This is a genomic window from Micromonospora wenchangensis (assembly GCF_002210435.1).
In the GTDB taxonomy this organism is placed as follows: Bacteria; Actinomycetota; Actinomycetes; order Mycobacteriales; family Micromonosporaceae; genus Micromonospora; species Micromonospora wenchangensis.
In genome coordinates, this window is sequence record NZ_MZMV01000010.1 from 136189 (window position 1) to 161953 (window position 25765).

Sequence of the window (25765 nt, forward strand, 5' to 3'; positions counted from 1 at the left end):
TGCCTGCAAGAGCTGACGGACCACCGGCCCACGACGCCGGCCGCAACCGAGGGAGGCCACCGTGACCCAGGCGATCGACCGACCCCAGTCGACCGAGGACATCGACGTCGACACGCTCGTCGGCGCAGTCGACCACGACATCACCCGTGACCCGTTCCCGGTCAAGGGCCTCGACCACGTGCACTTCCTGGTCGGCAACGCCAAGCAGGCCGCGCACTACTACTCCACCGCGTTCGGCATGACCTGCGTGGCCTACCGGGGGCCCGAGCAGGGCTACCGGGACCACGCCGAGTACGTGCTGACCAGCGGGTCCGCCCGGTTCGTGCTGACCGGCGCGGTCCGCCCCGACGCGGCCGGCACCGACCACGTCGCGAAGCACTCCGACGGGGTCAGTGACATCGCGCTGGAGGTGCCTGACGTCGACGCCGCGTACGCGCACGCCGTGGCCCAGGGCGCGACCGGCCTCATCGAGCCGCACGACGTGACCGACGCGTACGGCACCGTCCGGCTGGCCACCATCGCCGCGTACGGCGACACCCGGCACAGCCTGGTCGACAGGTCCCGCTACACCGGCCCGTTCCTGCCCGGCTTCGTGGCCCGGGGGCCGATCGTGGACCGGCAGCCGATGATCGCCGCCGGGCTCCAGCCGAAGCGTTTCTTCCAGGCCGTCGACCACGTGGTCGGCAACGTGGAGCTGGGCCGGATGGACGAGTGGGTGGAGTTCTACAAGCGGGTGATGGGCTTCTCCAACATGGCGGAGTTCATCGGCGACGACATCGCCACCGACTACTCGGCGCTGATGAGCAAGGTCGTCGCCAGCGGCACCCGGAAGGTGAAGTTCCCGCTCAACGAGCCCGCGGTGGCCCGCAAGAAGTCGCAGATCGACGAGTACCTGGAGTTCTACCAGGGCCCCGGCGCGCAGCACATCGCGGTCGCCACCAACGACATCCTGGCCAGCGTCGACGCGATGCGGGCGGCCGGCGTCGAGTTCCTCGACACGCCGGACTCGTACTACGACGACCCCGAGCTGCGGGCCCGGATCGGCAACGTGCGGGTGCCGATCGAGGAGCTGAAGTCCCGCAAGATCCTGGTCGACCGGGACGAGGACGGCTACCTGCTCCAGATCTTCACCAAGCCCGTGCAGGACCGGCCGACGGTCTTCTTCGAGCTGATCGAGCGGCACGGCTCGCTCGGTTTCGGCAAGGGCAACTTCAAGGCGCTGTTCGAAGCCATCGAGCGTGAGCAGGAAGCGCGCGGCAATTTGTAACACTGTCTCGCGTGACGCAACCTCCGAGCTACCCGACACCGCCGGCCGGTGGGCCCAGGCCCGCCGCCGGCGGCTTCGCGCCGCCCGCCGGCCCACACCCCCAGGGGTACGCCGTGCCGCCGCAACCCGGCCCCTACGCCGCCCCGCCCGGCGGGTACCCGCGACCCGGCCCGTACGCCGGGATGCCCGGGTACCCGCCGCCGGCACCCGGGATGCCGCCGCCCGGGATGTCGCCGCGTGGGCTGCCGCTGGCCAGCTTCGGTGACCGGCTGCTCGCCGTGCTCATCGACGGGGCGGTGCTCATCGCGGCCAGCATGGTCTTCATCGTGCCGGCCTTCATCGTCTTCTTCCGGATGGTCCTGCCCGACCTGACCACCACCGCCGACGGCCGGGCCACCTCCGACCCGTTCACCAACTTCCTGATTCCGATGCTGGTGTTGCAGGGCGTGATCTTCGTGGTGGCGTTCGCCCTGAGCTACGTCTACCAGGTCGAGATGATGTTCAAGACCGGGCAGACCATCGGCAAGCGGGTGATGAGGATCCAGGTGGTGCCGCTCGACCCGGCCGCCACGCTGAACCGTACGGCGGCGGCCAAGCGGTGGGCCGCCTACCAGATCGGCGGGGCGGTCATTCCCGTCTTCAGCTACCTCGACGGGCTGTGGCAGCTCTGGGACAAGCCGTGGCAGCAGTGCCTCCACGACAAGTTCGCCGGCACCATCGTCGTTAAGGTTGCCGGGTGAGCGAGCAGAGCGACCGCACCGGACAGCGCAGGGCGAGACCGTGAGCGTGCAACCAGGTTGGTACGTCGACCCGGCCGAGCCGACCACCCGACGGTGGTGGGACGGCGAGGGCTGGATCGGCGCCCCGATCCCGGTGGACGCCACCCCACCCGACGGCCCGCCCCCGCCCGAGCCGGAGCCCGCCGCCGAGCCGCCCGCCCCGACCTCCCCCGCCGGGGCCGCCCCGGCGTCCGGCCAGCACCCGCCGGCCGCTCCCGGCACGCCGGACGCGCCCGGCCCACCCTGGGCGGGCCAACCCTGGACCGGGCAACCCGGGGCAGGCCAGCCTGGGACGGGACAGCCGGGTACGGCAGGACAGCCCTGGGCCGGGCAACCGGGAACGGGACAGCCCGGCGGGCCGCCGCCCGGTTGGCCGTACCCGACCTGGCCGGGGCGTCCGCCGGAACCCCGGCCGCACGGCGTGCCGCTGGCCGGCTACGGTGCCCGGCTGCTCGCCCGGCTGGTCGACTTCGGGGTCGTCTTCGCGCTCAACGCGGTGGTCAACGGCTGGTTCGTCTGGCGGTACTTCGAGGAGACCGCGCCCTACCTGCGCGAGGCGGTCCGTCGGGCGATGGCCGGCGACTCCTCCCAGGAGGGGCTGCCCGCCATCGGTGAGCAGGCCAGCGGCCTCCAGATCGCCATCCTGGTCATCGCGACCGCGCTCTGGTTCGCCTACGAGGTGCCGACGATGGCCTCCGGCGGGCAGACCCTTGGCAAGCGGCTGCTGCGCATCCGGGCGGTGCCGGTCGACGCCGACCAGCCGCTCGGCTTCGGCCGGGCCACCCGGCGGTGGAGCACCATGGGCATGCCCACCCTGCTCTGGTTCTGCTGCGGCTTCGGCCTGCTGCTCCAGTTCGTCGACGCGGTCTCCGCGCTGTTCGACCACCCGCTGCGGCAGGCGCTGCACGACAAGCGGGCCCAGACGGTCGTGGTGCAGGTGCCGCGAACCGACCGCACCGACACCCCCGCCGACGACCCCGCCACCGACCGCACCGACCCCGAGCCCCCGGGAGACACCCCATGACCGACACCGGACGCCACCAGCCCCCGCTGCGGCTGACCCGCGCCGACCTGGACGCCCTGCCGAACTACGTGCCCGGACGCAGCCCGGCCGACCTGGCCCGCGAGCTGGGCCTGGCCGAGGCGATCAAGCTGGCCAGCAACGAGGTGCCGTACGGGCCGCTGCCCGGGGTGGTCGAGGCGGTCGCCGAGGCGGTCGCCGGGTCGCACCGCTACCCGGACATGGGCGTGGTGGCGCTGCGTGCCGCGCTCGCCGAGCGGTACGGCGTGGACCCGGACCGGATCGCCACCGGCTGCGGGTCGGTGGCGCTGGCCGAGCACCTGGTCCGGGCCACCTGCCTGCCCGGCGACGAACTGCTCTACTCGTGGCGCTCGTTCGAGGCGTACCCGATCATCGCGGCGACCAGCGGCGCGAGCAGCGTACGGGTGCCCAACGACGCCGGGCACGGGCACGACCTGGCGGCGATGGCGGCGGCGGTGACCGACCGGACCCGGATGGTGCTGGTCTGCAACCCCAACAACCCCACGGGCACGGCCGTGCACGGGCCGGAACTGGACCGTTTCCTCGACGCCGTGGGCGACGACGTGCTGGTCGTCATCGACGAGGCGTACCGGGAGTTCGTCACCGACCCGCAGGTGCCCGACGGCCTGACCTACCTCGACCGGCCCAACGTGGTGGTGCTGCGCACCCTGTCCAAGGCGTGGGGCCTGGCCGGGCTGCGGATCGGCTGGCTGGTCGGCGCCCCGGAGGTGGCCGCCGCGGTCCGCAAGGTGGTCACCCCGTTCTCCACCAGCATGGCGGCGCAGGCGGGGGCGCTGGCCGCGCTCGCCCAGGCCGACGAGGTGGAACGCCGCTGCGCGCTGGTCGTGGCGGAACGGGACCGGGTCACCGCGGCGCTGCGCAGGTTCGTCCCCGACGTGCCGTCCAGCCAGGCCAACTTCGTCTGGTTGCCGCTGGGCGAGAGGGCCGTGGAGTTCGGCCGGGCCTGCGAGGCGCGCGGCGTGATCGTCCGTCCGTTCCCCGGCGACGGCGTGCGGGTCACCATCGGCACCCCGGCCGAGAACGACGCCTTCCTGGCCGTGGCGGAGGCCGCCCTGTCCTGAACCACCGCCCGGCCCGTCGGCCGGGGGCGGCCGGATGGCCGGGTCAGGTCGCGGCGAGCACCACCGGCTCGGCCATCAGGAAGTACGCCTGGTCGTCGTCGTCCGGGTCGGCGCGCTCCCGCAGCCGCTCCACCGCGACGTAGCCGCCGGCCGCGTACGCCCGGCCGGGTTTCCAGCCGATGCCGTCCCGGCCGGCGGTCATCGGGAACCGGGACCGCTGCGCGCCGGTGACCGGGTCGAGGGTGACCAGTTCCCGGCGTTCGGTCAGCACGTAGAGCCGGCCGGCCTCGGTGGCGAGGATCGTCACCGGGCCCAGGTCACCGCGCTGCCAGCGGCCCCTGCCGCTGCGTGCCTCCCGGCCCTTGAGCACCCCGCCGTCGTCGCCGACGGCCAGCTCGCCGACCAGGGTGGTGCCGGCGGCGTCCAGGGCCGGGGCGGCCATCGGCGCACCCGGGCCGACCTGCCAGCCCCGGCCGCCGGAGCCGCCGTCGGTGCGCAGCCCCCGGCACTGCGAGCGGGGGGTGAGGCAGCCGACCGGGGTGACGGTGAACCGCTCGGGTGCGTCCGGGGGCCGCCAGCGGGTGCCCACCGTGCCGGTGCCGACGGCGCGGAACTCGACCACCGTCGGGCCGGCGCAGGAGTCGACGGAGAAGACCTGCCCGGCGGCGGTGGTGCCCAGGTCGGTACGGCAGTCCCGGCCGCCGTCGACCCGCCACAGCTCCCGCCCGTCGGCGAGGTCGTAGCCGCGCAGACCGTCCCGGCCGGAGACGACCAGCACCGTCCGGTTCCCGGGGGCGGGGGCGACGGAGATGCCGTGCGGGTCCCAGACGGTGGCCGCCCCGGTACGCCGGGCGGGGGCCACGGCGTACGGCGTCGGCCCGTCGGCCCGCCAGGCGACCGTGCCGGTGAGCCCGTCCAGCGCCACCAGCTTCCCGTCCGACCAGCGGCTGAGCACCGTCGTGCCGGCCGCCAGCACTCCGTCGAGGGTGGCCGGCCAGCGCCGGTACGACCAGAACGGGGTGACCCGGTTACGGCTGTCGGCGGGCTGGTCGGCGTAGAGCTGACGCTCGGCGGCGTAGACCCGCAGCCGTCCCGCCACCACCAGCGGCGCGACCGGCAGCCGGCCCACCACGCCGACCGCCGGGGTGCCGGCGGGTGGCGGTGCGCCCCGGGCGGGCGTGACGACCTCGGCGGGGGCGAGCACCCGGTAGCCGATGCCGGCGACCGCCACGAGGGTGAGCAGCGTGGCGACCGCGACCACGGGTCGCCGCCGTCCCTTCGGGAATCCCATGCCCACCTCCGCCCGGCACCCTACCCAGGCGTCCCCCCTCGGGACCGGTCAGGTCGCGTCGCGTCGCGCCAAGGAAGTCGGGCCGGCGGGCCGCCGGTGCCCGCACGCGGGTCAGGCGGCGGTGGCCCGGCCGGTGCTGCGTACGGTGGCGGCCAGCGCGGTCAGGTCGTGCCGGATCGCGCCCTCCACCGTCCGGGCGGCCAGGCCGCCGAAGAGCAGCGCCAGCACCCGCCCGTACGGGGTGGTCGGCAGCGCCAGGTGTTCGACCGCGACGGCGGTGCAGCCCCGGCGACGGCGCTGGACGGCGCGCAGGGTCCAGGTGATCCGGTAGTCCACCCCGGTGCCCGGGGAGGCGAGCACCAGGCGGTGCGGTGGCTCGGCGGCCAGGACCAGGAACTCCTCCGCCTGGTCGCCGCCGTCCGGGCGGGTACGGGTCTCCCGCCAGGCGGTGCCCGGCCCGAACGGCCCGGGGGTGAGCAGTTCGGTCGAGCTGACCGTGCAGAGCCAGTCGACCCGGACGGGCAGGTCGGTCAGGAGTTCCCACACGTCGACGGCCGACGCCTCGATGACAGCGGTGACCGCGACCGTCGACATGGCACCTCCCGTGGCGTCCACCGTACGGCGGGTGAGCGACCGACGGGGGGCCGTACGGTGAAATTTCCGTCACCGGCGTCCCGGGGTGGGACGCCGGTGACGGGGGCGGTCAGGGACGGAAGGTCCCCTGCCGGACGGCGTCGACGAACGCCGTCCAACCCGGTGGGCCGATGACCAGGGCCGGGCCCGACGGGTCCTTGGAGTCGCGTACCCCGACCACGGCCCGGGTGCGGACGAGGTTGTCCGCCACCTCCACACAGAGCCCCTGGTCGTTCGAGCGGCTACTGGTGCGCCACACCGCGCCGACGAGATCGTTCATGCTCGTACCTCCTCTCCACTGGGACGTGCCACGCCGACGCGCCCCGCGCCGCCGACGGGAGACGGCGGCGCGGGGCGTACGGCGGAATCCGGTGGGAGAAACGCGGCAGGAGCGGCTGACGGTCGGACAGCGGGTGCGACCGTCGGGCGTCGGTTCAGCGGGCGGGCAGGATGCGCCCGGTGACCTCGCCGAGGGCGATGGTGGTGCCGTCCGGGCCGGGCGCGGTGGCCCGCAGCGTGACGGTGTCGCCGTCGGCGAGGAACGTGCGGGTGTCCCCGCCGACGGTGACCGGTTCGGCCCCGCCCCAGGTCAGTTCCAGGAACGAGCCCACCTGGCCGCGTTCGGGGCCGGAGACGGTGCCCGAGGCGTACAGGTCGCCGGTCCGCAGGGACGCGCCGTTGACGGTGAGGTGGGCCAACTGCTGGGCGGGGGTCCAGTACATGCCGGCGAACGGCGGCTCGGTGACCCGCTCACCGTTCCACTCCACCGAAAGCCGCAGGTCGAGGCCCAGGTGCGGGGTCTGCCGCAGGTAGTCCTGCACCGGCGGGTCCTGCTGCGGGGCCGGCACGAACGCGTCGGCCAGCGCGTCCAGCGGGGTCACCCAGGCGGAGACGGAGGTGGCGAAGGACTTGCCGAGGAACGGCCCGAGCGGCTGGTACTCCCACGCCTGGATGTCCCGGGCCGACCAGTCGTTGACCAGCACCACCCCGAAGACGTGGTCGGCGAAGTCGCCGGTGGGCACCCGGTCGCCGAGCGCGCTCGGCACGCCGACCACGAAGCCCACCTCGGCCTCGATGTCGAGGCGTACCGACGGGCCGACGGTGGGGCCCTCGCCGGTGGCGCGCTGCCCGCTCGGGCGGACGACCGGGGTGCCGGAGACCACCACCGTGCCGGCCCGGCCGTGGTAGCCGATCGGCAGGTGCTTCCAGTTCGGCAGCAGCGGCGGCTGGCCGGGGCGGAAGATCTGCCCGACGTTGCCGGCGTGGTGCTCGGAGGAGTAGAAGTCGACGTAGTCGGCCACCTCGAACGGCAGCAGCAGCTCGACCGCGGCCAGCGGCAGCAGCAGCGGCTCGACGGCCACCCGGTGCGCCGGGTCGGTGAGCAGTTCGACGAGGCGCTGCCGGACCGAGGTCCACTGCGGGCGGCCCAGCGCCATGAAGTCGTTGAGGGTGGGCCGGCGCAACGCCCCGGCGGCGAGGACCAGCCCGGCCTCCTCCGCCGCCGCCAGGTCGAACACCAGGTCGGCGACGCGTACGCCGATCCGGGGTGGCCGCCCGTCGTGCCGGAACACCCCGTACGGCAGGTTGGTCACCCCGTACGCCGAGCCGTCCGCGCCCGTCACCCAGCTCATCGGTCGAATCCCCCGTTCACCAGCCCCAGCCGGATCAGATCGGTAAGTGGTTCCCGCACGCTGCACGAGCCGAACCCGATCCACAGCGGACGGTCGTCGTCCCGGGCCGCCCGCGCCGGCTCGACCACCCGCACCGGGTCGGTGTCGGCGAGCAGCGCGGCGACGGCGTCCACCTCGGCGCCGCCGGCGGCGGCGAGGGTGGCGGCCAGCACGTTGCCGAACCCGTGGTGGGTGAAGCCGGTCTCCGGGTCGATCTGGCGCAGCGCGTGGTGCAGCCCGGCGGTCAGCTTGAACGGCAGCGCGCGGTCCCGGCAGGCGCAGATCACCGCGGCCAGCTCGACCGGGGTGGGGAAGAGTTCGGCGGCCAGCCCGCCGGTGCGGAACTTCGCGGCGACCGGTTCGCCGGCCGCGCGGGCCTCGGCGAGGGTGTCCAGCCCGGCGGTCAGCCCGAAGGTCAGCGGCAGTTCGGCGTACCAGTCGAGGTCACCGTGGCGGGCGAGCACGCCGCGCAGCGCGGCCAGGCCCGGCTGGGGGTCCTCGCCGCGCCGGGCGACGGCCACCTCGACCTGCCGGATGGCGATGCCGACGGCGGCGAGGCCGGCCAGCGCGGCGGGCACCCCGGCGACGCCGGTGTCGCCGATCAGCCCGGTCACCGTGCCCTCGGGCAGGCCGTCCAGCGCGCCGACGGCGGAGGCGGGCACCAGCAGCGGGCCGACCAGGTCGGCGTACCAGGAGGTGCGGTGTTCGCGGTGTGCCGCGATCGCGTCGGGCAGCGACGCGCTGCCGGGCGGGAAGACGGCCGCGTCGTCGACGAGTCCGGCGAGGAGGCGGGGGACCTGCGTTGACACGAGACAAGAATCTACGGGACGCTGTCAAGGAACGGACAGCAACGTCCGGTTATCGGACGCCACCGGCCGGATATCGGGACAATACGGGAGGCGACATGCCGTACTACCGCAGCGTCGGCGAGGTGCCCCGCAAGCGGCACACCCAGTTCCGCCAGCCCGACGGCAGCCTCTACACCGAGGAGCTGATGGGTCAGGAGGGCTTCTCCGCCGACTCGTCCCTGCTCTACCACCGGCACCCGCCGACCGCGATCGTCGCCGCCGAGGAGTTCACCCCGCCCGGCTACACCCGGCTGCCCAACCATCCGCTCAAGCCACGCCACCTGCAGACCCACAAGCTCGACGGCGCGGGGGCCGACCCGGTGCTCGGCCGGCGTCAGCTGCTCGCCAACGACGACGTCCGGATCGGGTACGTGCTGGCCGACCGGCCGTCCCCGCTCTACCGCAACGCCACGGGCGACGAGTGCCTGTACGTCGAGGCCGGCACCATGCGCCTGGAGTCCACCTTCGGCACGCTCGACCTGGTCGCCGGCGACTACGCGGTGATCCCCACCTCGACGGTGCACCGGCTGGTCCCCACCGGCGACACCCCGGTCCGGCTGCTCACCATCGAGGCCACCGGGCACATCGGCCCACCCAAGCGCTACCTGTCCGTACGCGGCCAGTTCCTGGAACACTCCCCCTACTGCGAGCGGGACGTCCGGGGGCCGGACGCGCCCCTGCTGGTCGACGGCACCGACGTCGAGGTGCTGGTCCGCCACCGCGCCCGGACGGCCACCGGCACCGCCTGGACCCGGCACGTCTACGCCCACCACCCGTTCGACGTGGTCGGCTGGGACGGCCACCAGTACCCGTGGGCGTTCTCCATCCACGACTTCGAGCCGATCACCGGCCGCCTGCACCAGCCGCCACCGGTGCACCAGACCTTCCAGGGCCCCAACTTCGTGATCTGCTCGTTCGTGCCCCGCAAGGTCGACTACCACCCGGACGCGATCCCGGTGCCGTACCACCACCACAACGTCGACTCCGACGAGATGCTCTTCTACACCGGCGGCAACTACGAGGCCCGGCGCGGCTCCGGCATCGGGCAGGGCTCGATCTCGCTGCACCCGTCCGGCTTCACCCACGGCCCGCAGCCCGGCGCGGCGGAACGCTCGATCGGCGTCGACTTCTTCGACGAGCTGGCCGTCATGGTCGACACCTTCCGCCCCCTCGACCTCTGCGACGCCGCCGTCGAGTGCGAGGACCCGGGTTACGCCTGGACCTGGAAGCGCCAGCCCTGACCCCCGGACTCCGGGGCCCGGGCCCCGGGCCCCGGAGGCTAGGAGACGCCCGCGCGGGTGGCGGCGACCAGGGTGGCCGGCACCGCGAGGGCGATCGCGAGCACCAGCGGCCACGGGCTGCCCACCAGGGCGAACAGCAGCAGCAGGGCCGGGCCGGCCGGAACGGCGTACACGGCGAACGCCAACGCCCGGTCCTCGCGGCGCAGCGCCGGCAGGACCACCCGGCCCAGCTCGGGCACGCGCCGGGACAGCCGCCAGGCCAGCAGCGCGCCACCGGCCGCCGCCAGCACCGCCACCACCCGGCTCGCCCCCGCGCCACCGGCAGCCAGGAACGCGAGCAGCAGGCTGGCCACCAGCGACCAGCCGCTGCCGATCAGGACGAGCCGGCGCAGCCCCGCCCAGAGTGGCAGCTTCTCGGCCCGCGCCGGCTGCACCGGCGCCAACGCGGCCACCTGTTCCAGCGCCAGCACCCAGCGCCGCCGCTCCAACCGCAGCACCCCCGGGTCGTGCCGCGCCTCGGCCAGCTCCGGATCGAGCCGCAACGCCTCCCGGTAGGCCCGCTCGGCCAGGTCGAACAACTCCAGCCGGCCGGCGACCAGGGCCAGCACCAGGTGCGCCTGCGGCTCGTCGGGGGCCAGCTCCACCCCGCGCCAGGCCGCGTTCAGCGCCGGCTGGCCGTTGCGCGCCTCGGCCAGGATCGCCGCCGCGCTCCGCTGGGCGTACGCGTCACCCGGCCCGGCCGCCAGGATCCGGTCGGCGGTACGCGCCGACTCGGCGTACTCCCCCAGGTCGGCGAGGGCGATCGCCCGGACGACCAGCGCAGCGGTCGGCACCCTCGCCCCGGCCGCCCCCGACGCACCGGCTCCCCCGGCCGGGCCGGCGGGGGTGGGTGCACCGGGCACGCCGGCCGGGCCGGAGAAGGCGGGTGTCCCCGGCCGGTCGGAGCCGACCGGCGGTGTGGGCCGGTCCGGCGACGACCCGGACGGGTCGGGCGACGTCGGTGGGCCCGGCTGTCCCGGCGCCGCCCACCCTCCCGCGGGGCCGGCCGGGGCGGGCGCACCTGACGGGTCAGCCGGCCGCGACGACCCACCCGGGCCCGGTGGCGCAACCGGCCCCGGCGGCGCGGGCGGGTGTGGCGGTCCGGAGAGCTGCGGCGGGTCGGGGCGGGGTGGGGCGATCGCCGCGTCGGCGGCGGCGACCGCCTCGCCGGGGCGGCCGGCGGCGAGGTGCAGCCGGGCCAGCAGCGTCAACGCGGCCGGGTCGGTGGGGGCCAGGGCGAGCGCGAAGCCCAATTCCTCGGTGGCCTCGTCGTGGCGGCCCAGCTCGGCCAGGAGCTGGGCCCGCTGCCGGTAGCCGTCCAGGGGCGACTCGTCGTCGGTCATCGCGGCCCTACCCGGCCGACGCGTCGTAGACCAGGGCCACCGCGATGCCGGCGAGGCCCTCGCCCCGCCCGGTGAAGCCGAGCCCGTCGCTGGTGGCGGCGGTGACGGTGACCGGTGCGCCGACCGCCGCGGAGAGCACCTGCTGCGCCTCGTCGCGCCGTGGCCCGATCCGGGGCCGGTTGCCGACGACCTGCACCGAGACGTTGCCGATCGCGTACCCGGCCGCGCGTACCCGACGGGCGGACTCGGTGAGCAGCGTGACCCCCGAGGCGGCGGCCCACTCCGGCTGGTCCACCCCGAAGTTCGCCCCGAGATCACCGAGCCCGGCGGCGGAGAGCAGCGCGTTGCAGGCGGCGTGGGCGACCACGTCGGCGTCGGAGTGCCCGGCCAGGCCGTCCTCGCCCGGCCAGTGCAGGCCGGCCAGCCAGCACGGCCGGCCGGCCGCGAAGGCGTGGATGTCGGTGCCGACGGCGACCCTGGGAACGATCATGGATCGAGGGTACGCGTCAGTGCCCGGCGGCCAGCAGGTGCTCGGCCAGGGTCAGGTCGAACGGGCGGGTGACCTTCAGCGCGTACTCCGAGCCGGGGACGCAGAACACCGGCACCCCCTGCTGCTCGACCAGGCCGGCGTCGTCGGTGAGCGGGTCACCGGCGGCGGCGTGCGCGGCGGCGAGCACCTCCCGGCGGAAACCCTGCGGGGTCTGCACGGCCCGCAGGGCGGACCGGTCGACGGTGGCGAGGACGACGCCGGCAGCGTCCACCCGCTTGATCGTGTCGCTGACGGGGAGCACCGGGATCACCGCGTCGTGGCCGGCCCGCACGGCCGCCGCCACCGCCTCGACGAGTGCGGGCGGGGTGAGCGCCCGGGCGGCGTCGTGCACCAGCACGATGTCGGGGCCGGAGGGCACCGCTGCCAGCGCGTTCGCCACCGACGCCTGACGTTCGGCACCGCCCGCCACCACCAGGACCGGGGCGACCGGGGTCAGTAGCTGCCGGACGGCGTCGACCTCGGCGGCCGGGGCGGCGACCACGACCGTGTGCACCGACGGCGCGGCGGCGATCCGGCGTACCACGTGCACCAGCAGGGGTTCGCCGCCGAGGAGCCGGAGCGCCTTGGGACCGCCGGGCCCGAGCCGTACCCCGGCACCGGCCGCAGGAACGAGGACCGCGACGTCACCGCGCGGATTGAGCTGCGCGGTCACGTCGCGGTCCTCGGGAATTCTTCGCTGCGGGGTGGGTGCGACGATGCGGTGGGATCAGGCCTCGGTGAGGACCTTGTCGAGCAGCGTCTCCGCCTCGTCCTTGGTGCTCTTCTCAGCCAGCGCGACCTCGCCGACGAGAATGTCGCGGGCCTTGGCGAGCATGCGCTTCTCACCCGCGGACAGGCCCCGCTCCCGCTCCCGACGCCACAGGTCGCGGACGACCTCGGCGACCTTCAGCGGGTTGCCGGAGGCCAGCTTCTCCAGATTCGCCTTGTAACGCCGCGACCAGTTGGTCGGCTCTTCGGTGTGCGGTGCACGGAGCACGTCGAAGACCTTTCCCAGGCCCTCTTCGCCGACCACCTCACGCACACCCACGATCTCGGCGTTCTCGGCCGGCACCCGGACCGTCAGGTCACCCTGCGCGACCCTCAGGACGAGGTACTGCTTGGGTTCGCCCTTGATGACCCGAGTCTCGATTGCCTCGATGAGTGCGGCCCCGTGGTGGGGGTAAACAACGGTCTCGCCGACGCTGAAAACCATAGGTTCGAAACCCCTTTCGCTGTGTCTAGGGTAACACGCTCAGGCACCAATGTCCCGCTGCCGTCCTGACCGTTGGCGCAGCTCAGGGGCCCTGTGAGAGGCGTTGCTTCGGCTTGACAGGCGGCCAAACCAGTGGTTCAAACACGCTCCGTGAGCAGCGGATGACAACCCGGTACGGGTGATCGGAGCGCGGATTTCTCCAGCTGTGCGCTCCTCCCATGGTAGCCCGGCGGCGTCCCGGCCGCCCACGTCTGGCGGCAGGAGGGTCCGTGCGGGACGCTGGAGGGGTACCGCACACCGCTCGCCGCACCGCTGACCGGGGGGTCCGATGGGCATGCCCGACGCCGAGGGACACGGTCCGACCGACGGCCTGCCCGACCTGCCACCGGAGTGGGGTCGGGTGGTGGTGCCGGACGACGCGTCGGCGCTCGCCGACGAGGCCGCCCAGCTCCGCCGCGAGCTGCGCCGGCAGGCCCGGTCCGGCCGGTGGCGACGCCGGCTGGGGTTGACCGCCCACCCCGACGGTCGGCCACCGCTCGGCCTGCCCCTGCTGATGCTCCTGGTGGCGGTGCTCGCCACCACCGTCGGGCTGGTCACCGTCACCTGGCCCCGGTCGTCCCGGGGCACCGAACGACCCACCGTCCTGCCGCAGACGGGTACGCCGACACCACTGGTCGGGCGGTCGCTGCCCGCGCTGGACCTGGTCGACGTCGACCAGCGGCCGGTCCCGCTGCGCGGCCTGCTACCCGCGATGATCATCCTGGTCGACGGCTGTGCCTGCGCCGAGCAGGTGGCCGCCGCCGCCAGCGCCGCCCCGGACGGGGTGCAGGTGGTGAGCGTCGCCGCCGGACGGGAGGTCACCCCCGCGCCCCCGGTCGGCGGACCGGTCCGCGCCCTCGCCGACCCCGCCGGCGAGCTACGCGCCGCGTTGCACCTGCCCGCCCAGGCCGGTGCCGCCCCGGCGCTGCTGGTGGACCGGGCCGGCACGGTCGTCCGGGTGCTACCCGAGCTGGGCGCCGCCGCCGACTACCGGGGCGACCTGGTCCGGCTCGGCGGCTGAGGCCGGGCGCTCAGGGCACCGCGACGACCTGCGCCTCCAGCTCGACCGAGCCCGGCCCGACCACCGAGAACTCCAACCGGGTGCCCCCGTCCGGACCGCGCAACTCCCAGGCGACCAGCTCGCCGTCGCAGGCCGTCCGCCGGTGCTGCGGCGGATCGTCGTGCAGCACCGAGATCAGCAGCGTCCCGTCGCCCGAGCAGCGGTACTGGAACAGGTGCCGTGCGCCGTCCGGGGCCGACTCCCGACGCACCGGCGCCCGGCCGGACACCAGGGTCATCCGCTCCCGCCAGGTGGTGTCGGTGAACGTCGGCAACCCCACGTCCGGGTCGCCGGAGGTCCCGGGCAGCTCGGTCGCGCCCAGCAGCCGCCCGGTGCGGGCGTCGATCACCACCACCCGCCGGGTCGCCTCCGCGCCGACCGACGGCTGCGGTGACACCGTCGCCGCCGAGCCGACCGGGTCGACCGCCGGGGCGGTGGCCGACCACCACCAGCCGCCCCCGACCAGGGCGAGCAGGGCCGCGCCGGCCAGCACCGCACCGCGCAGCCGATCACCGCCGCCCCTGTCGATCCCCACCCGGCGAGGGTAACCAGCGGCCGACGCCGACGCTCGGCGCAGCGCCGGCCCCACCTGCGCTGACCAGGTCGTCCACCCCACGTTGAGCACTCCCGGCCGGCCGCCGGCGGCTCCGGGCCGCCCTGGACCCGGTGCGGGCCGGGATGGCTGGCGGGTGGGCGACGGCGGCTCAGGAACGGCGTTCGAGGAGGGCGGCGTAGAGGGTCAGTCCCGGGCCGAAGGCGAGCAGCACGATCCACCGGGGCGGTGCCGCCGCCCGCAGCAGCCGGTCCAGGATCAGCAGCACCGTGGGCGACGAACAGTTGCCGTGCGCGTCCAGCACCGCCCGGGAGGCCGCCAACGCGTCGTCGGGCAGGGCCAGCTCCCGCTCCACCACGTTGAGGATGCGCGGGCCGCCCGGGTGCACCGCCCAGCCGTCCACCTCGGCGACCGTAGTGCCGTGCCGGGCCAGCAGGCCCTCCACCAGCCCCCGGACGTGCGCCGAGAGCACCTGCGGCACCTTCGGCGACAGACCCATCCGGAACCCGGTGTCGGTGACGTCCCAGGTCATGTGGTCGGCGGTGGACGTGTCGGTCACCGAGGCGACCTCACGCAGCGCGTACCCCCGGCCGGTGGTGCCGGTCCCGGGGACCAGCACGGTGGCGACCGCCGCGTCGGAGAAGAGGGCGTGCGAGATGATCTGCTGGGTGTCCATCCGGGCCGAGGACGGCTGGATGTGCAGGCTGGTCAGCTCGGCGCAGAGCAGCAGCGCCGGTCGGCCCCGCGCGGTCACGAAGTCACCCGCCGCGCCCAGCCCCGGCAGGGCCGCGTAACAGCCCATGTGCCCGACGAACATCCGCTGGCAGTCCGGGGCCATGCCCAGGTCCCGGGCGAGGAGGATGTCCAGCCCGGGGGTGGCGTAACCGGTGCAGGAGCAGACCACGAACAGCCCGAGGTCACCGGCGGCGAGGCCGGCGGCGGTCAGCGCCCGGCCGATCGCCTCCTTGCCCAGCGGCAGCGCCTCCACCTGGTAGCGCCGCATCCGCCTGTCGGTCGGCCAGTCGGAGACGTCCTCCAGCAGCGGGTTCACCGCCGCCTGCCGGTGGGACACCCCCGAGTTGGCGAAGATCCGCTCGGCGAGCGCCCGGGTGGCCCCCGAGAAGTGCCGGGCGAAGTAGCCCGTCCAGAGTTCGTCCTGGGCGGCGCCGGGCGGGTGTGCCGCCCCCAGCCCCGCGATCAACGGCACGGCCATCTGTCCCGCCTCTCGTCCGCACTGCCCGTCCGGTGGTCGCCCCGACCCCCGTCACCCTCACCAACGAGGGGCCGTTCCGTCGCGGTCCGGGTCACCCCCGAGCACCGCCACCCCGAGCCAGTCGGCGCACACGTCCGAGGTCGCCGGATGCAGCGAGCCGCAGCGGGCGTCCCGGTAGAGCCGTTCCAGCGGATGCCCCCGGCGGGTCGCCGACGTCCCGGCCGCCTCCAGCATGGACGCCGCCACCTCCGCCGCCGTGGTGCCGGCGAGCAGCTTCGCCCGCCACACCCACCGGTTCGTCTCGGCGTCGCCGGGCGCGTCGTCGACCCGGCGGGCCGCCTCGGCCACCACCAGTTCCGCCGCCGCCACCGCCGCGTCCGCCCGGCCGAGCCGGGCCCGCACCGCCGGCAGGCCGCCGAGGTCCCGCGCGGTGAGGTGCTCGGCGGCGGCGTCCACCGCCGCCCGGGCGACCCCCACGTAGACGGCGGCGTAACTGGCCACCAGCCAGTGCGGCATGAGCTGGGCGACCACCAGGGCCAGCCCCTCCACGCCACCGAGCAGCCGGTCCGTCGGCACCGTCACGTCCAGGTGCAGGTCGTGCGACGAGGTGGCCCGCATACCCAGGGCGTCCCAGGTCGGCTCCACGGTCACCCCCGCACCGGCGGGCACCAGGAACTGGGACACCAGCGACGGGTCGGCGGCGCTGCGGGCGGCCACCAGGTAGCCGTCGGCGTGCCCGGCCCCGGAGCAGAAGGTCTTGCTCCCCTTGATCCGCCAACCGCCGTCGACCGGTTCGTAGACCGTGCTGAGCCGGGACAACCGGGCCCCCGCGCCGCGTTCGCTCATCGCCACCGCGTACCAGGCGCCCTCGGCCGCCGCACGCAGCAGCCGGTCGCGGGCGGCCAGCGCCTCGTCCGGTACGCCCAGCGCCTCGGCCAGTTCCTCGGTGACCGCGCCGAGCGCGCCGGTGACCGAGGCGTGCATGTTGAACACCAGCGCGGTCGCGCCGTTGCCCCGGGCCAGCTCGGTGGCGACCGCCGCGTACCTGGCGAAGGAGGCTTCCGCGCCGCCCAGCGCGGCCGGGACCATCAGCCCGAACAGCCCGGACTCCCGCAGGTCGGCGAAGTCGTCGGCCGGGAACGTGCCGTCCCGGTCGTGCCCGGCGGCCCGGGCGGCGAACCTCGGTGCCAACCGACGGGCCACCGCCGGTGCGTCCACAGTCATACGGCCCCCTTCCTGGGTGTTCCTGGTACCCCGAACCGGGGCGGCTACCCGTGCCGGACCCCCCGGCCCTGGTAGAGCACAGCCGTCGACCAGGTCGGACGGATCGCCGGCCCGTCGTGGGTGACCTCCCGGACGGCACCCCCACGGTTACGCCGCACCAGCCAGCCCAGCGTCGCCCGCAGCCCCGGGCGTACCCCGCGTACCCGCAGGGCGACACCGTGCCTGGCACACTCGGCGACCAGTTCGCGGTCGTCCACGAACAACCGTGGGTCGTGGATGCCCCGCGGCACGGTGGGCAGCCGTTCACCCAGCTCCACCGCGACCAGCCGGGCCAGCACCGTGTCGTTGAGGGTGTCCAGCACCAGCAGCCCGCCGGGGCGCAGCAGCCGGCACGCCTCGGCGACCGCCGCCCGCCAGTCGGGCACGTGCTCCAGCACCTCACCGGCCGCCACCACGTCGGCGCACCCGTCGGCGAGCGGCACCGCCGTGGCGTCACCGGCCAGCGTGGTGACGCCGTGCGCCGCCGCCTGCTCCAGCGCCGACCGGGTCAGGTCCACCCCGACGTGCCGGTAACCCTTGCCGGCCAGGTGCGGGGCCATCAGCCCGGCACCGCAGCCCAGGTCGACCAGGACCGCGTCGGGCCGGGACGCCGGCGGCACCAGGGCGGCGCGGGCCCGGGCCAGCCAGTGCAGCATCGCGAACGCGCCGTCGGGCCGCCACCACTCGCCGGCCAGGTCGTCGTACTGGCGAAGGTCGTTGGGGGGCAGCACGCGTACACCGTCGGACACCGGACCGTCACCCATGGCACAGAGCGTGGCACGACCGGCCGGTAACGACCAGACTTCCCTTATGTGGCGGACGGTGTTAGGGCTGGTCAAGGCGAGTCACCCGGAACCGGGCCTGGCCGTGACCACGGTGGCCGGGCTGCTCGCCGTCGCGGTCGGTCACCGTCCGGCCGGGACGGTGGCCGTGGTGCTCACCGTGCTGTCCAGCCAGCTCGCCGTCGGCTGGACCAACGACGCGGTGGACGCCGGGCGGGACGCCACGGTGGGGCGTACCGACAAGCCGGTCGCCGCAGGGGCGGTGGGCCGCCGGACGGTGGTGGTGGCCGCCGTGCTGGCCGCGCTCGCCACCCCGCTGCTGGCGCTGACCACCAACCCGGTCGCCGCGCTCTGCTACACCGTGGGTCTGGTCTCGGCGCTGCTCTACGACTGGCCGCTGAAGTCCACCCCGGTCTCGGTGCTGCCGTACGCGGTCTCCTTCGGCTCGCTGCCCGCGTTCGTGGTGCTCGCCCTGCCGGGGGCGCCCACGCCGCCGCTCTGGCTGGTCGTCGCGGCGGCCTGCCTGGGCGCGGGGGCGCACTTCGCCAACGTGCTGCCCGACCTGGCCGACGACGCCCGGACCGGGGTACGCGGCCTGCCGCACCGGCTCGGTGCCACCGGCAGCCGGCTGGCCGCCGCCGGGCTGCTGCTCGCCGCCACCGTCGCCCTGGTCATCGGGCCACCCGGGCCACCGTCGTGGGTCGGCTGGTCGGCGGTCGCCGCGGCCGTCGCGGTGCCGGCCGTCGGCTGGTACGCGGGCCGCGCCGCCACCCGGCGCGACGGCCGCTCGGCGGCCGCGTTCCGGGCGGTGCTGGTGGTGGCCCTGATCGATGTGCTGTTGCTGGTGGCGAGCGGTCGGGTGGTCTGACCGGCACCCACCCGGGTGGCGGCACCGGGTCCGCGTGCGGCCCTCGATCAGCCCCAACTACCCTGGAGCGCGGTCTGCGCGGGTATGACCACCCCACACCCCGGGGTAGGCACCGGGTGGGGATCGTGACGAGGAGGACCGACGTGACGCGCTCGATCAGGGGTTCCCGGCGGGCCACCCTGCTGCTGTCCGGCCTGGCGGGGGCGACCGCCCTGCTGGCGACGGGCTGCGGGGCGGGCCAGGTGTCCGAGACCGCCAACAAGCAGCCGTCGGTCCAGGGGGTCAACGTCCAGACGTCGGACAACGCGTACAAGGTACGTGGCCTCTACGTCGCCTACCCGGGCGAGGACGGTCTCACCGCCGGCGCCAACGCCGCGCTCAACGCCGTGATCTACAACGACACCCGGGACCCGGTCACCGTCACCGTCACCACCGACAGCGCCCGGCAGATCGTGCTCACCGGGGCCGCCGGCTCGGCCAGCCCCTCCGGCTCCGCCTCCCCCTCGGAGAGCGGCTCGCCGTCCGGGAGCCCCTCGCCGTCCGAGACCGGGTCGCCGTCGGGCAGCGCCTCGCCGGCCGAGGGGGCCTCCCCCTCCGAGGGGGCATCGCCGTCGGAGGGTGCCTCGCCGTCCGAGGGGGCCTCGCCGTCGGCCAGCCCGTCCGCGCCGGCCGGTCAGCCGGCCCGGATCGAGATCCCGGCCCTCGGTTACGTGCAGCTCAACGTGCAGAACGGCCAGCACCTCCAGCTCGTCGGGCTGAACGAGGCGCTGCTCACCGGTCAGCAGGTCAACCTGACCTTCGACTTCGGCGACGGCCGTACCGTCAGCACCCCGGTCCCGGTCGGCGTGCCGCTGAGCCCGGCCGCCCGGCCCTCCCCGATCGTGCACCGCGAGGGCGGCGAGGAGAGCGGCCAGGAGGGCAGCTCCGGCCACGGCGGCTGACCGGCCGGCCCGAGACACCGACGACACCGTCGGCGTGGTGACCACCACGCCGGCGGTGTTTTCGTCACCGGTGGGGGTTAGCGTCCTGGGGTGACCACCTCCCGATCGACGCCCGCCCGCAGCGGGGCCGGCGCGTCCCGGGGCCGGGCCGCCCGCGAGCCCCGCCCCGCCTACGAGTGCGACGCCTGCGGCCACCAGCCGCCCAAGTGGGTGGGGCGGTGCCCGGAGTGCGGCGAGTGGGGTTCGGTGGTCGAGTCCACCGTCACCGGGCCGGTCGTCTCCGGCCGGGTGGTCAGCTCCCGGATGCCTGCCGAGCCGGCCCGGCCGATCGCCACGATCAGCGCCGCGCCGGCCCGCGCCCGCCCCACCGGGGTCAGCGAACTCGACCGGGTCCTCGGCGGCGGCCTGGTCCCCGGCGCGGTGGTCCTGCTGGCCGGTGAACCGGGGGTCGGCAAGTCCACCCTGCTGCTCGACGTGGCGCAGCAGTGGGCGGCCAACGCCGGCAGCCCGTCACTGGTGGTCAGCGGCGAGGAGTCGGTCAGCCAGGTCCGGTTGCGCGCCGAGCGGATGGGTGCCCTGCACGAACAGCTCTGGCTGGCCGCCGAGAGCGACCTGAGCGCCGTGCTGGGGCACCTCGACGCGGTCAAGCCGGGCCTGCTCGTCCTCGACTCGGTGCAGACCATCTCCACCACCGGGACCGAGGGGGTGCAGGGCGGGGTCACCCAGGTACGGGCCGTCACCGCCGCCCTGGTCGCGGTCGCCAAGGAGCGCGGCATCGCCACCGTGCTGGTCGGTCACGTCACCAAGGACGGTCAGGTCGCCGGCCCCCGGGTGCTGGAACACCTGGTCGACGTCGTGCTGCACTTCGAGGGGGACAAGCACTCCTCGCTGCGGATGGTTCGGGGGGTCAAGAACCGGTTCGGCGCGGCCGACGAGGTCGGCTGCTTCGAGATGCACGAGGGGGGCATCAGCAGCCTGGCCGACCCGTCCGGGCTCTTCCTCACCCGCTACTCCGAGCCGGTCCCGGGCACCTGCGTCACCGTGGCGATGGAGGGGCGGCGGGCGCTGCTGACCGAGGTGCAGGCGCTGATCGGCGCGACGGTAGCCGGGTCGCCCCGGCGTACCGTCTCGGGGCTCGACGGGGCCCGGCTGGCCATGGTGCTGGCGGTGCTGCAACGCCGTACCGAACGGCTGACCCTGCACGACCGGGAGGTCTTCGCGGCCACCGTCGGCGGCATCCGGGTGGTCGAGCCGGCCGCCGATCTCGCGGTCGCGTTGGCGGTCGCCTCCGGCGGGCTCAACCTGGCCATCGCGCCGCACCTGGTGGCGATCGGCGAGGTCGGGCTGACCGGCGAGGTACGCCGGGTCGGCGCGGTCCCCCGGCGGCTCGCCGAGGCGGCCCGGCTCGGCTTCCGGATGGCGCTGGTACCGCCCGGCTGCGGCCCCGAGAGCACCGGCGCCGGCCCGGGAAACATGCGGGTGACCGAGGTCACGGACGTCCGGTCGGCGCTCCAGGCGGTCGCCCGCGCATCCGCGGAGTGACCGAGGGTGGCGACGGCGGGGTACCGGTCGGGCCATACCGGTCGACGTCCGGCAGGTCCGACCGGTGGGAAGAATCCGACGCCGTGACACATCACAGTAACCACGAGAGCACCCACCGCAGGGCAGTCCGTAGACTGTGCGCGTGCCGACCGACCGCGACGCCGCCAAGCCTGCCGGCGCGACGCCCCACACCCGCGCCGCCGCCGTGGGCTCGCCCACCCGTCCGATCAGTGTGAGCGTCGCCGGGGCCACCGGCAGCGCCGGTGATCCGCTGCGGGCCAACCTCGCCCTGATGGCACCCGGCACCGCGCTGCGCGACGGGCTCGAACGCATCCTGCGCGGTCGGACGGGCGCACTGATCGTCCTCGGTTACGACAAGGTCGTCGACGGGATCTGCACCGGTGGCTTCCCGATGGACGTCGAGTTCTCCGCGACCCGGGTCCGTGAACTGTGCAAGATGGACGGCGCGGTGGTGCTCTCCAGCGACGGCACCCGGATCGTGCAGGCCGGGGTGCACCTGATGCCCGACCCGTCCATCCCGACGGAGGAGTCCGGCACCCGGCACCGCACCGCCGAGCGGGTGGCCCGGCAGACCGGCTACCCGGTCATCTCGGTCAGCCAGTCGATGCGGATCATCAGCCTCTACGTCAACGGGCAGCGGCACGTGCTCGACGACTCGGCGGCGATCCTCTCCCGGGCCAACCAGGCCCTGGCCACCCTGGAGCGGTACAAGCTCCGCCTCGACGAGGTCTCCGGCACCCTGTCCGCGTTGGAGATCGAGGATCTGGTCACCGTCCGCGACGCGGTCGCCGTGGTGCAGCGGCTGGAGATGGTCCGCCGGATCGCCGACGAGATCGCCGGATACGTGGTCGAGCTGGGCACCGACGGCCGCCTGCTCGCCCTGCAACTCGACGAGCTGATGGCCGGGGTCGACGCCGACCGTACCCTGGTCATCCGGGACTACCTGCCCGCCGGCCGCAAGTCGCGCACCCTCGACGAGGCCTTGGTCGAGTTGGACCTGCTCGGCGCGACCGAGCTGATCGACCTGGTCGCGGTCGCCAAGGCGATCGGCTACCCGGCCGCCTCCGACGCGCTCGACGCGGCGGTCAGCCCGCGCGGGTTCCGGCTGCTGGCCAAGGTGCCCCGGCTGCCGGTGGCCATCGTCGACCGGCTGGTGCTGCACTTCGGCAGCCTCCAGCGGCTGCTCGGCGCGACCGTGGAGGACCTCCAGGCCGTCGAGGGCGTCGGCGACGCACGGGCCCGGGGCGTCCGGGAGGGCCTGTCCCGGCTGGCCGAGGCGTCCATCCTGGAACGGTACGTCTGACCGGGGCCGGTCAGCCGGTGACGACCAGCTTGACCGGCTCGCTCAGCTTGGTGCCCACCCGGGCGAAGACCTGGTAGTTGCCGGCCGGCGGGTTGGGGCCCGCAGCCACCCCCTGCTTGCACCGGCTGGCGTCCATGCCGTTCCAGGTGAGCTGGTAGGAGCGCTCGAAGCCGGGGGTGAACGTCTGCACGTCGGAGCCCCGGCCGGTGCCGCAGGTGTCCGACGACCAGACCTTCTCCGCCCCGGACTTGATGAACAGCTCCTGGGCGTCCGCGCCGACGTCCCGGTTGCAGGTCCGCTGGGACTTGTTCCTGACCTTGAGGCTGAGGTCGACCGGGGCACCGCTGCTCACCTCGGCGGGCAGCGCCACCGGGGTCACCACGATCTCGCTGTCGGTGCAGGTGCCGTCGTCGGCCCGGGCCTGATTGGTAGGCGGGGCGGGCGGATCGCCGGCCGGGACGTTGCTCGTGTCCGGGTCGGCGGTCGGACCGGCCGGCGGGCCCCCCGCGTCGGACCCACCCGACGGGGACGCGGACCCGGCAGGCGGCGAGGCGGCCGTCGGGGTGGCGGCACCCGCAGCGGGGGCCGACGACGTGGCCCCGGCCCCCGGTGTGGCACCGGTGTCCCCCGATCGGGCACACGAGTAGAGCAGAACAACCAGGAGCAGAAGCCCCGCTCCGAGTACGACGGCGCGACGCCGCCAGTACACGGCGGAAGGCAGGGGACCGACCGTCAGACGCATGATGCCCCCACCGTAGCGGCGTCGCGCACGTGAACCTGCCACGACTCGCCGGACATCGGCCACCGGGCGGCGAACGACGTTCCACTGACGACAGTCGGCCGGCCCGCTCCGTCGGGAACCCGCGCCGACGCCGTGGCGGCCGGCCGGGTCACAGGTAGACCTTGCGTTGGTAGACCGCGTGCGCGCCGGCCACCCGGTCGAGGAAGAGCAGCCCGGCACAGTGGTCGATCTCGTGTTGCAGGGCCCGCGCCTCGAACCCGTCGGTGACCAGCCGGACCGGTGTGCCACTGCCGGGCAGCGCCCCCTCGACCACCAACCGGCTGGCCCGCTTCACGTCGCCGGTCAGGTCGGGCACCGACATGCAGCCCTCCCGACCCGGCTTCCACCGGCTCGCCTCCACCACCCGGGCGTTGCAGAGCACGAAGGTGCCGTGCACCGTCACCGCCTTGGGATGCCCCGTCACGTCCACCGCGAACACCTGCGCCTCCACGCCGACCTGCGGTGCCGCCAACCCCACGCAGCCCGGGGACACCCGCATCGTGGCCACCAGGTCGGCGGCGAGCCGGAGAGTCTCCTCGGCGGTCGGGTCCACCTCCGGCCCCGACCGGCTCAGCACCGGCTCGGGGGCACAGACCACCCGACGTACCTCCCCCGGCACGCCCAGGTCCGCCGGGGTCCAGCCACCGAGCCCGACGTACGGTTCCGCGCTCACGGGTTCACCTCGGCTCGCGACTGCGGGGCTCGCACACCCCGCTCACTCCTCGCGCTCACAGATCCGTCTCTCGTTCGCGACTGCGGGGCTCGCAAACCCTGCCCACTCCTCGCGCTCACAGATCCGTCTTTCGTTCGCGACTGCGGGGCTCGCAAACCCCGCTCACTCCTCGCGCTCACAGGAGATCCGGGTCGGCGGGGCGCAGGGAGACCCCGACCCCCAGGTCGGCGGCCGTCCGGGCGAGTCGGCCGGCCAGCTCGTCGGCGCGGCCCGTGGGCAGGTCCACCTCGGCCACCACCACGTAGAGCGTGCCGGCCAGGCGAGTGCTCAGATCCGTCACGTTGCCACCCGCCTCGGCGATCACCCGGGTCATCGCGGCCACGATGCCCATCCGGTCCGCGCCGTGCACCGCCAGCACGTACGGCTCACCCGCCGGCGTCGCCGTACCGTCCGGGGTGACCGCGCGTACGGTGGCCAGGAGTTGACCGTCGGCGGCCAGCGGCGTCAGGGCGGCCTCGACCTCGGCGGCGGCGGGGCCGACACAGATCAGGGTCATGGCGAAGTGACCGCGTAGCCGGGTCATGGTGGAGTCGGTGAGGTTCGCGCCGAGCCCGGCGAGCACCTCGGCGACGTCGGCCACGATGCCGGGCCGGTCCCGGCCGATGACGGTGATCGCGAGCTCGCTCATCCGGGCATTCTGCCCGATCCGCCCGGCGACCCGACGACGCCCCGCCCGGCCCGCCCAACCAGCGGGAAGGCATCGCGTGACATCATCGTCGGCGCGATGACTGAACCCACATTCACCACCCTGGTCAGCCGGTGGTACGAGCAGAACGCCCGCGACCTGCCCTGGCGGGTACCCGGCATCGGGGCCTGGCCGATCCTGGTCAGCGAGGTCATGCTCCAGCAGACCCCGGTGGTACGTGTCCTGCCCGCCTGGCATGCCTGGCTGGCCCGCTGGCCCGATCCCGCCGCCCTCGCCGCCGACACTCCGGCCGAGGCGATCCGGATGTGGGGCCGGCTCGGCTACCCACGCCGCGCGGTACGGCTGCGCGAGTGCGCGGTGGCGATCGTGGAACGGCACGGCGGCCTGGTGCCCGACCAACTGGACCAGTTGTTGGCGCTGCCCGGCATCGGGACGTACACGGCGCGGGCGGTCGCCGCGTTCGCCTACGGCCAGCGGCACCCGGTGGTCGACACGAACGTCCGGCGGGTCGTCTCCCGGGCCGTCGCCGGTGAACCGGATGCGGGCCCGGCCACCACGCCGGCCGACCTGGTCGCCTGCGCTGAGCTGCTGCCGGTGGAGCCGGCCGCCGCCGCACTGGCCAGCGCCGCGTTCATGGAACTCGGGGCGATCGTCTGCACGGCCCGCTCGCCGCGCTGCACGGGCTGTCCGGTCGAGTCGATCTGCGCCTGGCGGGCCTCCGGCCAGGCAGCGCCCACCGGTCCGACCCGCAAGGTCCAGCGGTACGCCGGCACCGACCGTCAGGTACGCGGACTGCTGCTCGGGGTGCTCCGGGACGCCACCGGCCCGGTGCCGCACCAGCGGCTCGACCAGGTGTGGCACGACGACGTGCAGCGGGCCCGCGCGCTCGCCGCGCTGGTCAAGGACGGCATGGTGGAGCCGGTCGGCGAGGAGCACTTCCGGCTCATCGGGGACGGTCCCGCCGCCCAACCGCTTCCCGGCTGACCGGACCGCATCCGGCCGGCGGTGGTCGCGCCCGGCGCACGGACAGACAGGGCGGCGGC

At 74.9% G+C, this 25765-nt stretch carries 27 protein-coding genes; 11 read left to right on the forward strand and 16 right to left on the reverse strand.

What is annotated here, in order from left to right; translation table 11 throughout:
- Positions 1-61 precede the first annotated feature (61 nt).
- Genes hppD through hisC form a run of 4 tightly spaced genes read left to right on the forward strand, consistent with a single transcriptional unit; the run spans position 62 to position 4170 of the window.
- Positions 62-1267: a 4-hydroxyphenylpyruvate dioxygenase gene (hppD, locus tag B5D80_RS08540; RefSeq protein WP_088643241.1), complete on the forward strand. Its 1206-nt coding sequence runs from the start codon at positions 62-64 to the stop codon at positions 1265-1267.
- 11 nt (positions 1268-1278) lie between these two features.
- Positions 1279-2007, forward strand: coding sequence for an RDD family protein (locus B5D80_RS08545; RefSeq protein WP_088643242.1), 729 nt, complete (start codon positions 1279-1281; stop codon positions 2005-2007).
- A 40-nt stretch (positions 2008-2047) separates the two neighbouring features.
- Entirely contained in the window at positions 2048-3070 is a 1023-nt protein-coding gene (locus B5D80_RS08550) for an RDD family protein (protein WP_088643243.1), read from the forward strand.
- Positions 3067-4170, forward strand: coding sequence for a histidinol-phosphate transaminase (gene hisC, locus B5D80_RS08555; RefSeq protein ID WP_088643244.1), 1104 nt, complete (start codon positions 3067-3069; stop codon positions 4168-4170). Before B5D80_RS08550 ends, hisC begins: the two co-directional genes overlap by 4 nt.
- 43 nt (positions 4171-4213) lie before the next feature.
- Here hisC and B5D80_RS08560 read toward each other — a convergent pair whose 3' ends face one another.
- From B5D80_RS08560 to B5D80_RS08580, 5 genes are all read right to left on the reverse strand, one after another.
- On the reverse strand, positions 4214-5461 hold the full coding sequence (locus tag B5D80_RS08560) for a PQQ-binding-like beta-propeller repeat protein (RefSeq protein ID WP_088643245.1): 1248 nt from the start codon (positions 5459-5461) through the stop codon (positions 4214-4216).
- A 111-nt stretch (positions 5462-5572) separates the two neighbouring features.
- Complete coding sequence (locus tag B5D80_RS08565; protein WP_088643246.1) at positions 5573-6055, reverse strand: SRPBCC family protein; 483 nt, start codon at positions 6053-6055, stop codon at positions 5573-5575.
- A 109-nt stretch (positions 6056-6164) separates the two neighbouring features.
- On the reverse strand, positions 6165-6374 hold the full coding sequence (locus tag B5D80_RS08570; RefSeq protein WP_088643247.1) for a DUF397 domain-containing protein: 210 nt from the start codon (positions 6372-6374) through the stop codon (positions 6165-6167).
- A gap of 154 nt (positions 6375-6528) precedes the next feature.
- A complete protein-coding gene (gene fahA, locus B5D80_RS08575; RefSeq protein WP_088643248.1) occupies positions 6529-7725 on the reverse strand; it encodes a fumarylacetoacetase in 1197 nt (398 codons plus the stop codon).
- A complete protein-coding gene (locus B5D80_RS08580; RefSeq protein WP_088643249.1) occupies positions 7722-8573 on the reverse strand; it encodes a hypothetical protein in 852 nt (283 codons plus the stop codon). The genes fahA and B5D80_RS08580 overlap by 4 nt, the downstream gene beginning before the upstream one ends.
- Before the next feature lie 95 nt (positions 8574-8668).
- On the opposite strand from B5D80_RS08580, the gene B5D80_RS08585 reads away from it, so the two are divergent.
- The gene (locus B5D80_RS08585; protein WP_088643250.1) at positions 8669-9853 is read left to right on the forward strand and encodes a homogentisate 1,2-dioxygenase; all 1185 of its coding nucleotides are present in this window, start codon (positions 8669-8671) and stop codon (positions 9851-9853) included.
- 38 nt (positions 9854-9891) lie between these two features.
- Here the strand turns inward: B5D80_RS08585 and B5D80_RS35075 are convergent, their stop codons facing one another.
- From B5D80_RS35075 to B5D80_RS08605, 4 genes are read right to left on the reverse strand one after another with little or no spacing between them, the layout of a single operon-like run.
- Positions 9892-11235 carry a tetratricopeptide repeat protein gene (locus B5D80_RS35075; RefSeq protein ID WP_088643251.1) on the reverse strand — a complete coding sequence of 448 codons (1344 nt, stop codon included), beginning with the start codon at positions 11233-11235 and terminating at the stop codon, positions 9892-9894.
- 7 nt (positions 11236-11242) lie between these two features.
- Entirely contained in the window at positions 11243-11725 is a 483-nt protein-coding gene (gene ispF, locus B5D80_RS08595) for a 2-C-methyl-D-erythritol 2,4-cyclodiphosphate synthase (protein WP_088643252.1), read from the reverse strand.
- A 16-nt stretch (positions 11726-11741) separates the two neighbouring features.
- Entirely contained in the window at positions 11742-12437 is a 696-nt protein-coding gene (ispD, locus tag B5D80_RS08600; protein ID WP_088643253.1) for a 2-C-methyl-D-erythritol 4-phosphate cytidylyltransferase, read from the reverse strand.
- 54 nt (positions 12438-12491) lie between these two features.
- Positions 12492-12977 (reverse strand): CarD family transcriptional regulator, encoded by a 486-nt coding sequence (locus B5D80_RS08605; RefSeq protein ID WP_007073334.1) that lies wholly within the window; start codon positions 12975-12977, stop codon positions 12492-12494.
- 328 nt (positions 12978-13305) lie between these two features.
- Between B5D80_RS08605 and B5D80_RS08610 the strand changes: the two genes are divergently transcribed.
- A complete protein-coding gene (locus B5D80_RS08610; protein WP_088643254.1) occupies positions 13306-14037 on the forward strand; it encodes a hypothetical protein in 732 nt (243 codons plus the stop codon).
- Positions 14038-14047: 10 nt separating this feature from the next.
- Here B5D80_RS08610 and B5D80_RS08615 read toward each other — a convergent pair whose 3' ends face one another.
- The 4 genes from B5D80_RS08615 to B5D80_RS08630 form a co-directional block, all read right to left on the reverse strand.
- Entirely contained in the window at positions 14048-14611 is a 564-nt protein-coding gene (locus B5D80_RS08615; protein WP_088643255.1) for a hypothetical protein, read from the reverse strand.
- A 169-nt stretch (positions 14612-14780) separates the two neighbouring features.
- Positions 14781-15842, reverse strand: a complete 1062-nt coding sequence (locus B5D80_RS08620) for a type III polyketide synthase (protein ID WP_088643256.1) — start codon at positions 15840-15842, stop codon at positions 14781-14783.
- Between the two features lie 57 nt (positions 15843-15899).
- Positions 15900-17066 (reverse strand): acyl-CoA dehydrogenase family protein, encoded by a 1167-nt coding sequence (locus tag B5D80_RS08625; protein WP_088643257.1) that lies wholly within the window; start codon positions 17064-17066, stop codon positions 15900-15902.
- Between the two features lie 44 nt (positions 17067-17110).
- Positions 17111-17869, reverse strand: coding sequence for a methyltransferase domain-containing protein (locus tag B5D80_RS08630; protein WP_088643258.1), 759 nt, complete (start codon positions 17867-17869; stop codon positions 17111-17113).
- Positions 17870-17915: 46 nt separating this feature from the next.
- Here B5D80_RS08630 and B5D80_RS08635 point away from each other — a divergent pair, with 46 nt between their 5' ends.
- The 4 genes from B5D80_RS08635 to disA all read left to right on the forward strand — a co-directional run bounded on the left by B5D80_RS08635 (position 17916) and on the right by disA (position 22562).
- A complete protein-coding gene (locus B5D80_RS08635) occupies positions 17916-18755 on the forward strand; it encodes a UbiA family prenyltransferase (RefSeq protein WP_088643259.1) in 840 nt (279 codons plus the stop codon).
- Positions 18756-18898: 143 nt separating this feature from the next.
- Positions 18899-19696 (forward strand): copper chaperone PCu(A)C domain-containing protein, encoded by a 798-nt coding sequence (locus B5D80_RS08640; RefSeq protein ID WP_088643260.1) that lies wholly within the window; start codon positions 18899-18901, stop codon positions 19694-19696.
- A gap of 90 nt (positions 19697-19786) precedes the next feature.
- Entirely contained in the window at positions 19787-21238 is a 1452-nt protein-coding gene (radA, locus tag B5D80_RS08645; RefSeq protein ID WP_088643261.1) for a DNA repair protein RadA, read from the forward strand.
- Between the two features lie 142 nt (positions 21239-21380).
- Positions 21381-22562 carry a DNA integrity scanning diadenylate cyclase DisA gene (gene disA, locus B5D80_RS08650; RefSeq protein ID WP_088643288.1) on the forward strand — a complete coding sequence of 394 codons (1182 nt, stop codon included), beginning with the start codon at positions 21381-21383 and terminating at the stop codon, positions 22560-22562.
- A gap of 10 nt (positions 22563-22572) precedes the next feature.
- Here the strand turns inward: disA and B5D80_RS08655 are convergent, their stop codons facing one another.
- The 3 genes from B5D80_RS08655 to B5D80_RS08665 all read right to left on the reverse strand — a co-directional run bounded on the left by B5D80_RS08655 (position 22573) and on the right by B5D80_RS08665 (position 24704).
- Positions 22573-23304 (reverse strand): hypothetical protein, encoded by a 732-nt coding sequence (locus B5D80_RS08655; protein WP_088643262.1) that lies wholly within the window; start codon positions 23302-23304, stop codon positions 22573-22575.
- Between the two features lie 148 nt (positions 23305-23452).
- Entirely contained in the window at positions 23453-24016 is a 564-nt protein-coding gene (locus B5D80_RS08660; RefSeq protein ID WP_088643263.1) for a peptide deformylase, read from the reverse strand.
- A gap of 175 nt (positions 24017-24191) precedes the next feature.
- Entirely contained in the window at positions 24192-24704 is a 513-nt protein-coding gene (locus B5D80_RS08665) for a glycine cleavage system transcriptional repressor (RefSeq protein ID WP_088643264.1), read from the reverse strand.
- A gap of 96 nt (positions 24705-24800) precedes the next feature.
- Between B5D80_RS08665 and B5D80_RS08670 the strand changes: the two genes are divergently transcribed.
- Positions 24801-25706 (forward strand): HhH-GPD family protein, encoded by a 906-nt coding sequence (locus tag B5D80_RS08670; RefSeq protein ID WP_088643265.1) that lies wholly within the window; start codon positions 24801-24803, stop codon positions 25704-25706.
- The last annotated feature ends 59 nt before the right edge of the window (positions 25707-25765 follow it).

Excerpts from the sequence above, each read along its gene's own strand:
- B5D80_RS08620 (WP_088643256.1), bottom strand. The coding sequence starts at position 15,842 with ATGGCCGTGCCGTTGATCGCGGGGCTGGGGGCGGCACACCCGCCCGGC.
- B5D80_RS08625 (WP_088643257.1), bottom strand. The coding sequence starts at position 17,066 with ATGACTGTGGACGCACCGGCGGTGGCCCGTCGGTTGGCACCGAGGTTC.
- B5D80_RS08665 (WP_088643264.1), bottom strand. The coding sequence starts at position 24,704 with ATGAGCGAGCTCGCGATCACCGTCATCGGCCGGGACCGGCCCGGCATC.
- B5D80_RS35075 (WP_088643251.1), bottom strand. The coding sequence starts at position 11,235 with ATGACCGACGACGAGTCGCCCCTGGACGGCTACCGGCAGCGGGCCCAG.
- B5D80_RS08610 (WP_088643254.1), top strand. The coding sequence starts at position 13,306 with ATGGGCATGCCCGACGCCGAGGGACACGGTCCGACCGACGGCCTGCCC.
- B5D80_RS08585 (WP_088643250.1), top strand. The coding sequence starts at position 8,669 with ATGCCGTACTACCGCAGCGTCGGCGAGGTGCCCCGCAAGCGGCACACC.
- B5D80_RS08560 (WP_088643245.1), bottom strand. The coding sequence starts at position 5,461 with ATGGGATTCCCGAAGGGACGGCGGCGACCCGTGGTCGCGGTCGCCACG.
- ispF (WP_088643252.1), bottom strand. The coding sequence starts at position 11,725 with ATGATCGTTCCCAGGGTCGCCGTCGGCACCGACATCCACGCCTTCGCG.
- fahA (WP_088643248.1), bottom strand. The coding sequence starts at position 7,725 with ATGAGCTGGGTGACGGGCGCGGACGGCTCGGCGTACGGGGTGACCAAC.
- B5D80_RS08570 (WP_088643247.1), bottom strand. The coding sequence starts at position 6,374 with ATGAACGATCTCGTCGGCGCGGTGTGGCGCACCAGTAGCCGCTCGAAC.
- hisC (WP_088643244.1), top strand. The coding sequence starts at position 3,067 with ATGACCGACACCGGACGCCACCAGCCCCCGCTGCGGCTGACCCGCGCC.
- B5D80_RS08565 (WP_088643246.1), bottom strand. The coding sequence starts at position 6,055 with ATGTCGACGGTCGCGGTCACCGCTGTCATCGAGGCGTCGGCCGTCGAC.
- B5D80_RS08635 (WP_088643259.1), top strand. The coding sequence starts at position 17,916 with ATGTGGCGGACGGTGTTAGGGCTGGTCAAGGCGAGTCACCCGGAACCG.
- B5D80_RS08630 (WP_088643258.1), bottom strand. The coding sequence starts at position 17,869 with ATGGGTGACGGTCCGGTGTCCGACGGTGTACGCGTGCTGCCCCCCAAC.
- B5D80_RS08605 (WP_007073334.1), bottom strand. The coding sequence starts at position 12,977 with ATGGTTTTCAGCGTCGGCGAGACCGTTGTTTACCCCCACCACGGGGCC.
- B5D80_RS08655 (WP_088643262.1), bottom strand. The coding sequence starts at position 23,304 with ATGCGTCTGACGGTCGGTCCCCTGCCTTCCGCCGTGTACTGGCGGCGT.
- B5D80_RS08670 (WP_088643265.1), top strand. The coding sequence starts at position 24,801 with ATGACTGAACCCACATTCACCACCCTGGTCAGCCGGTGGTACGAGCAG.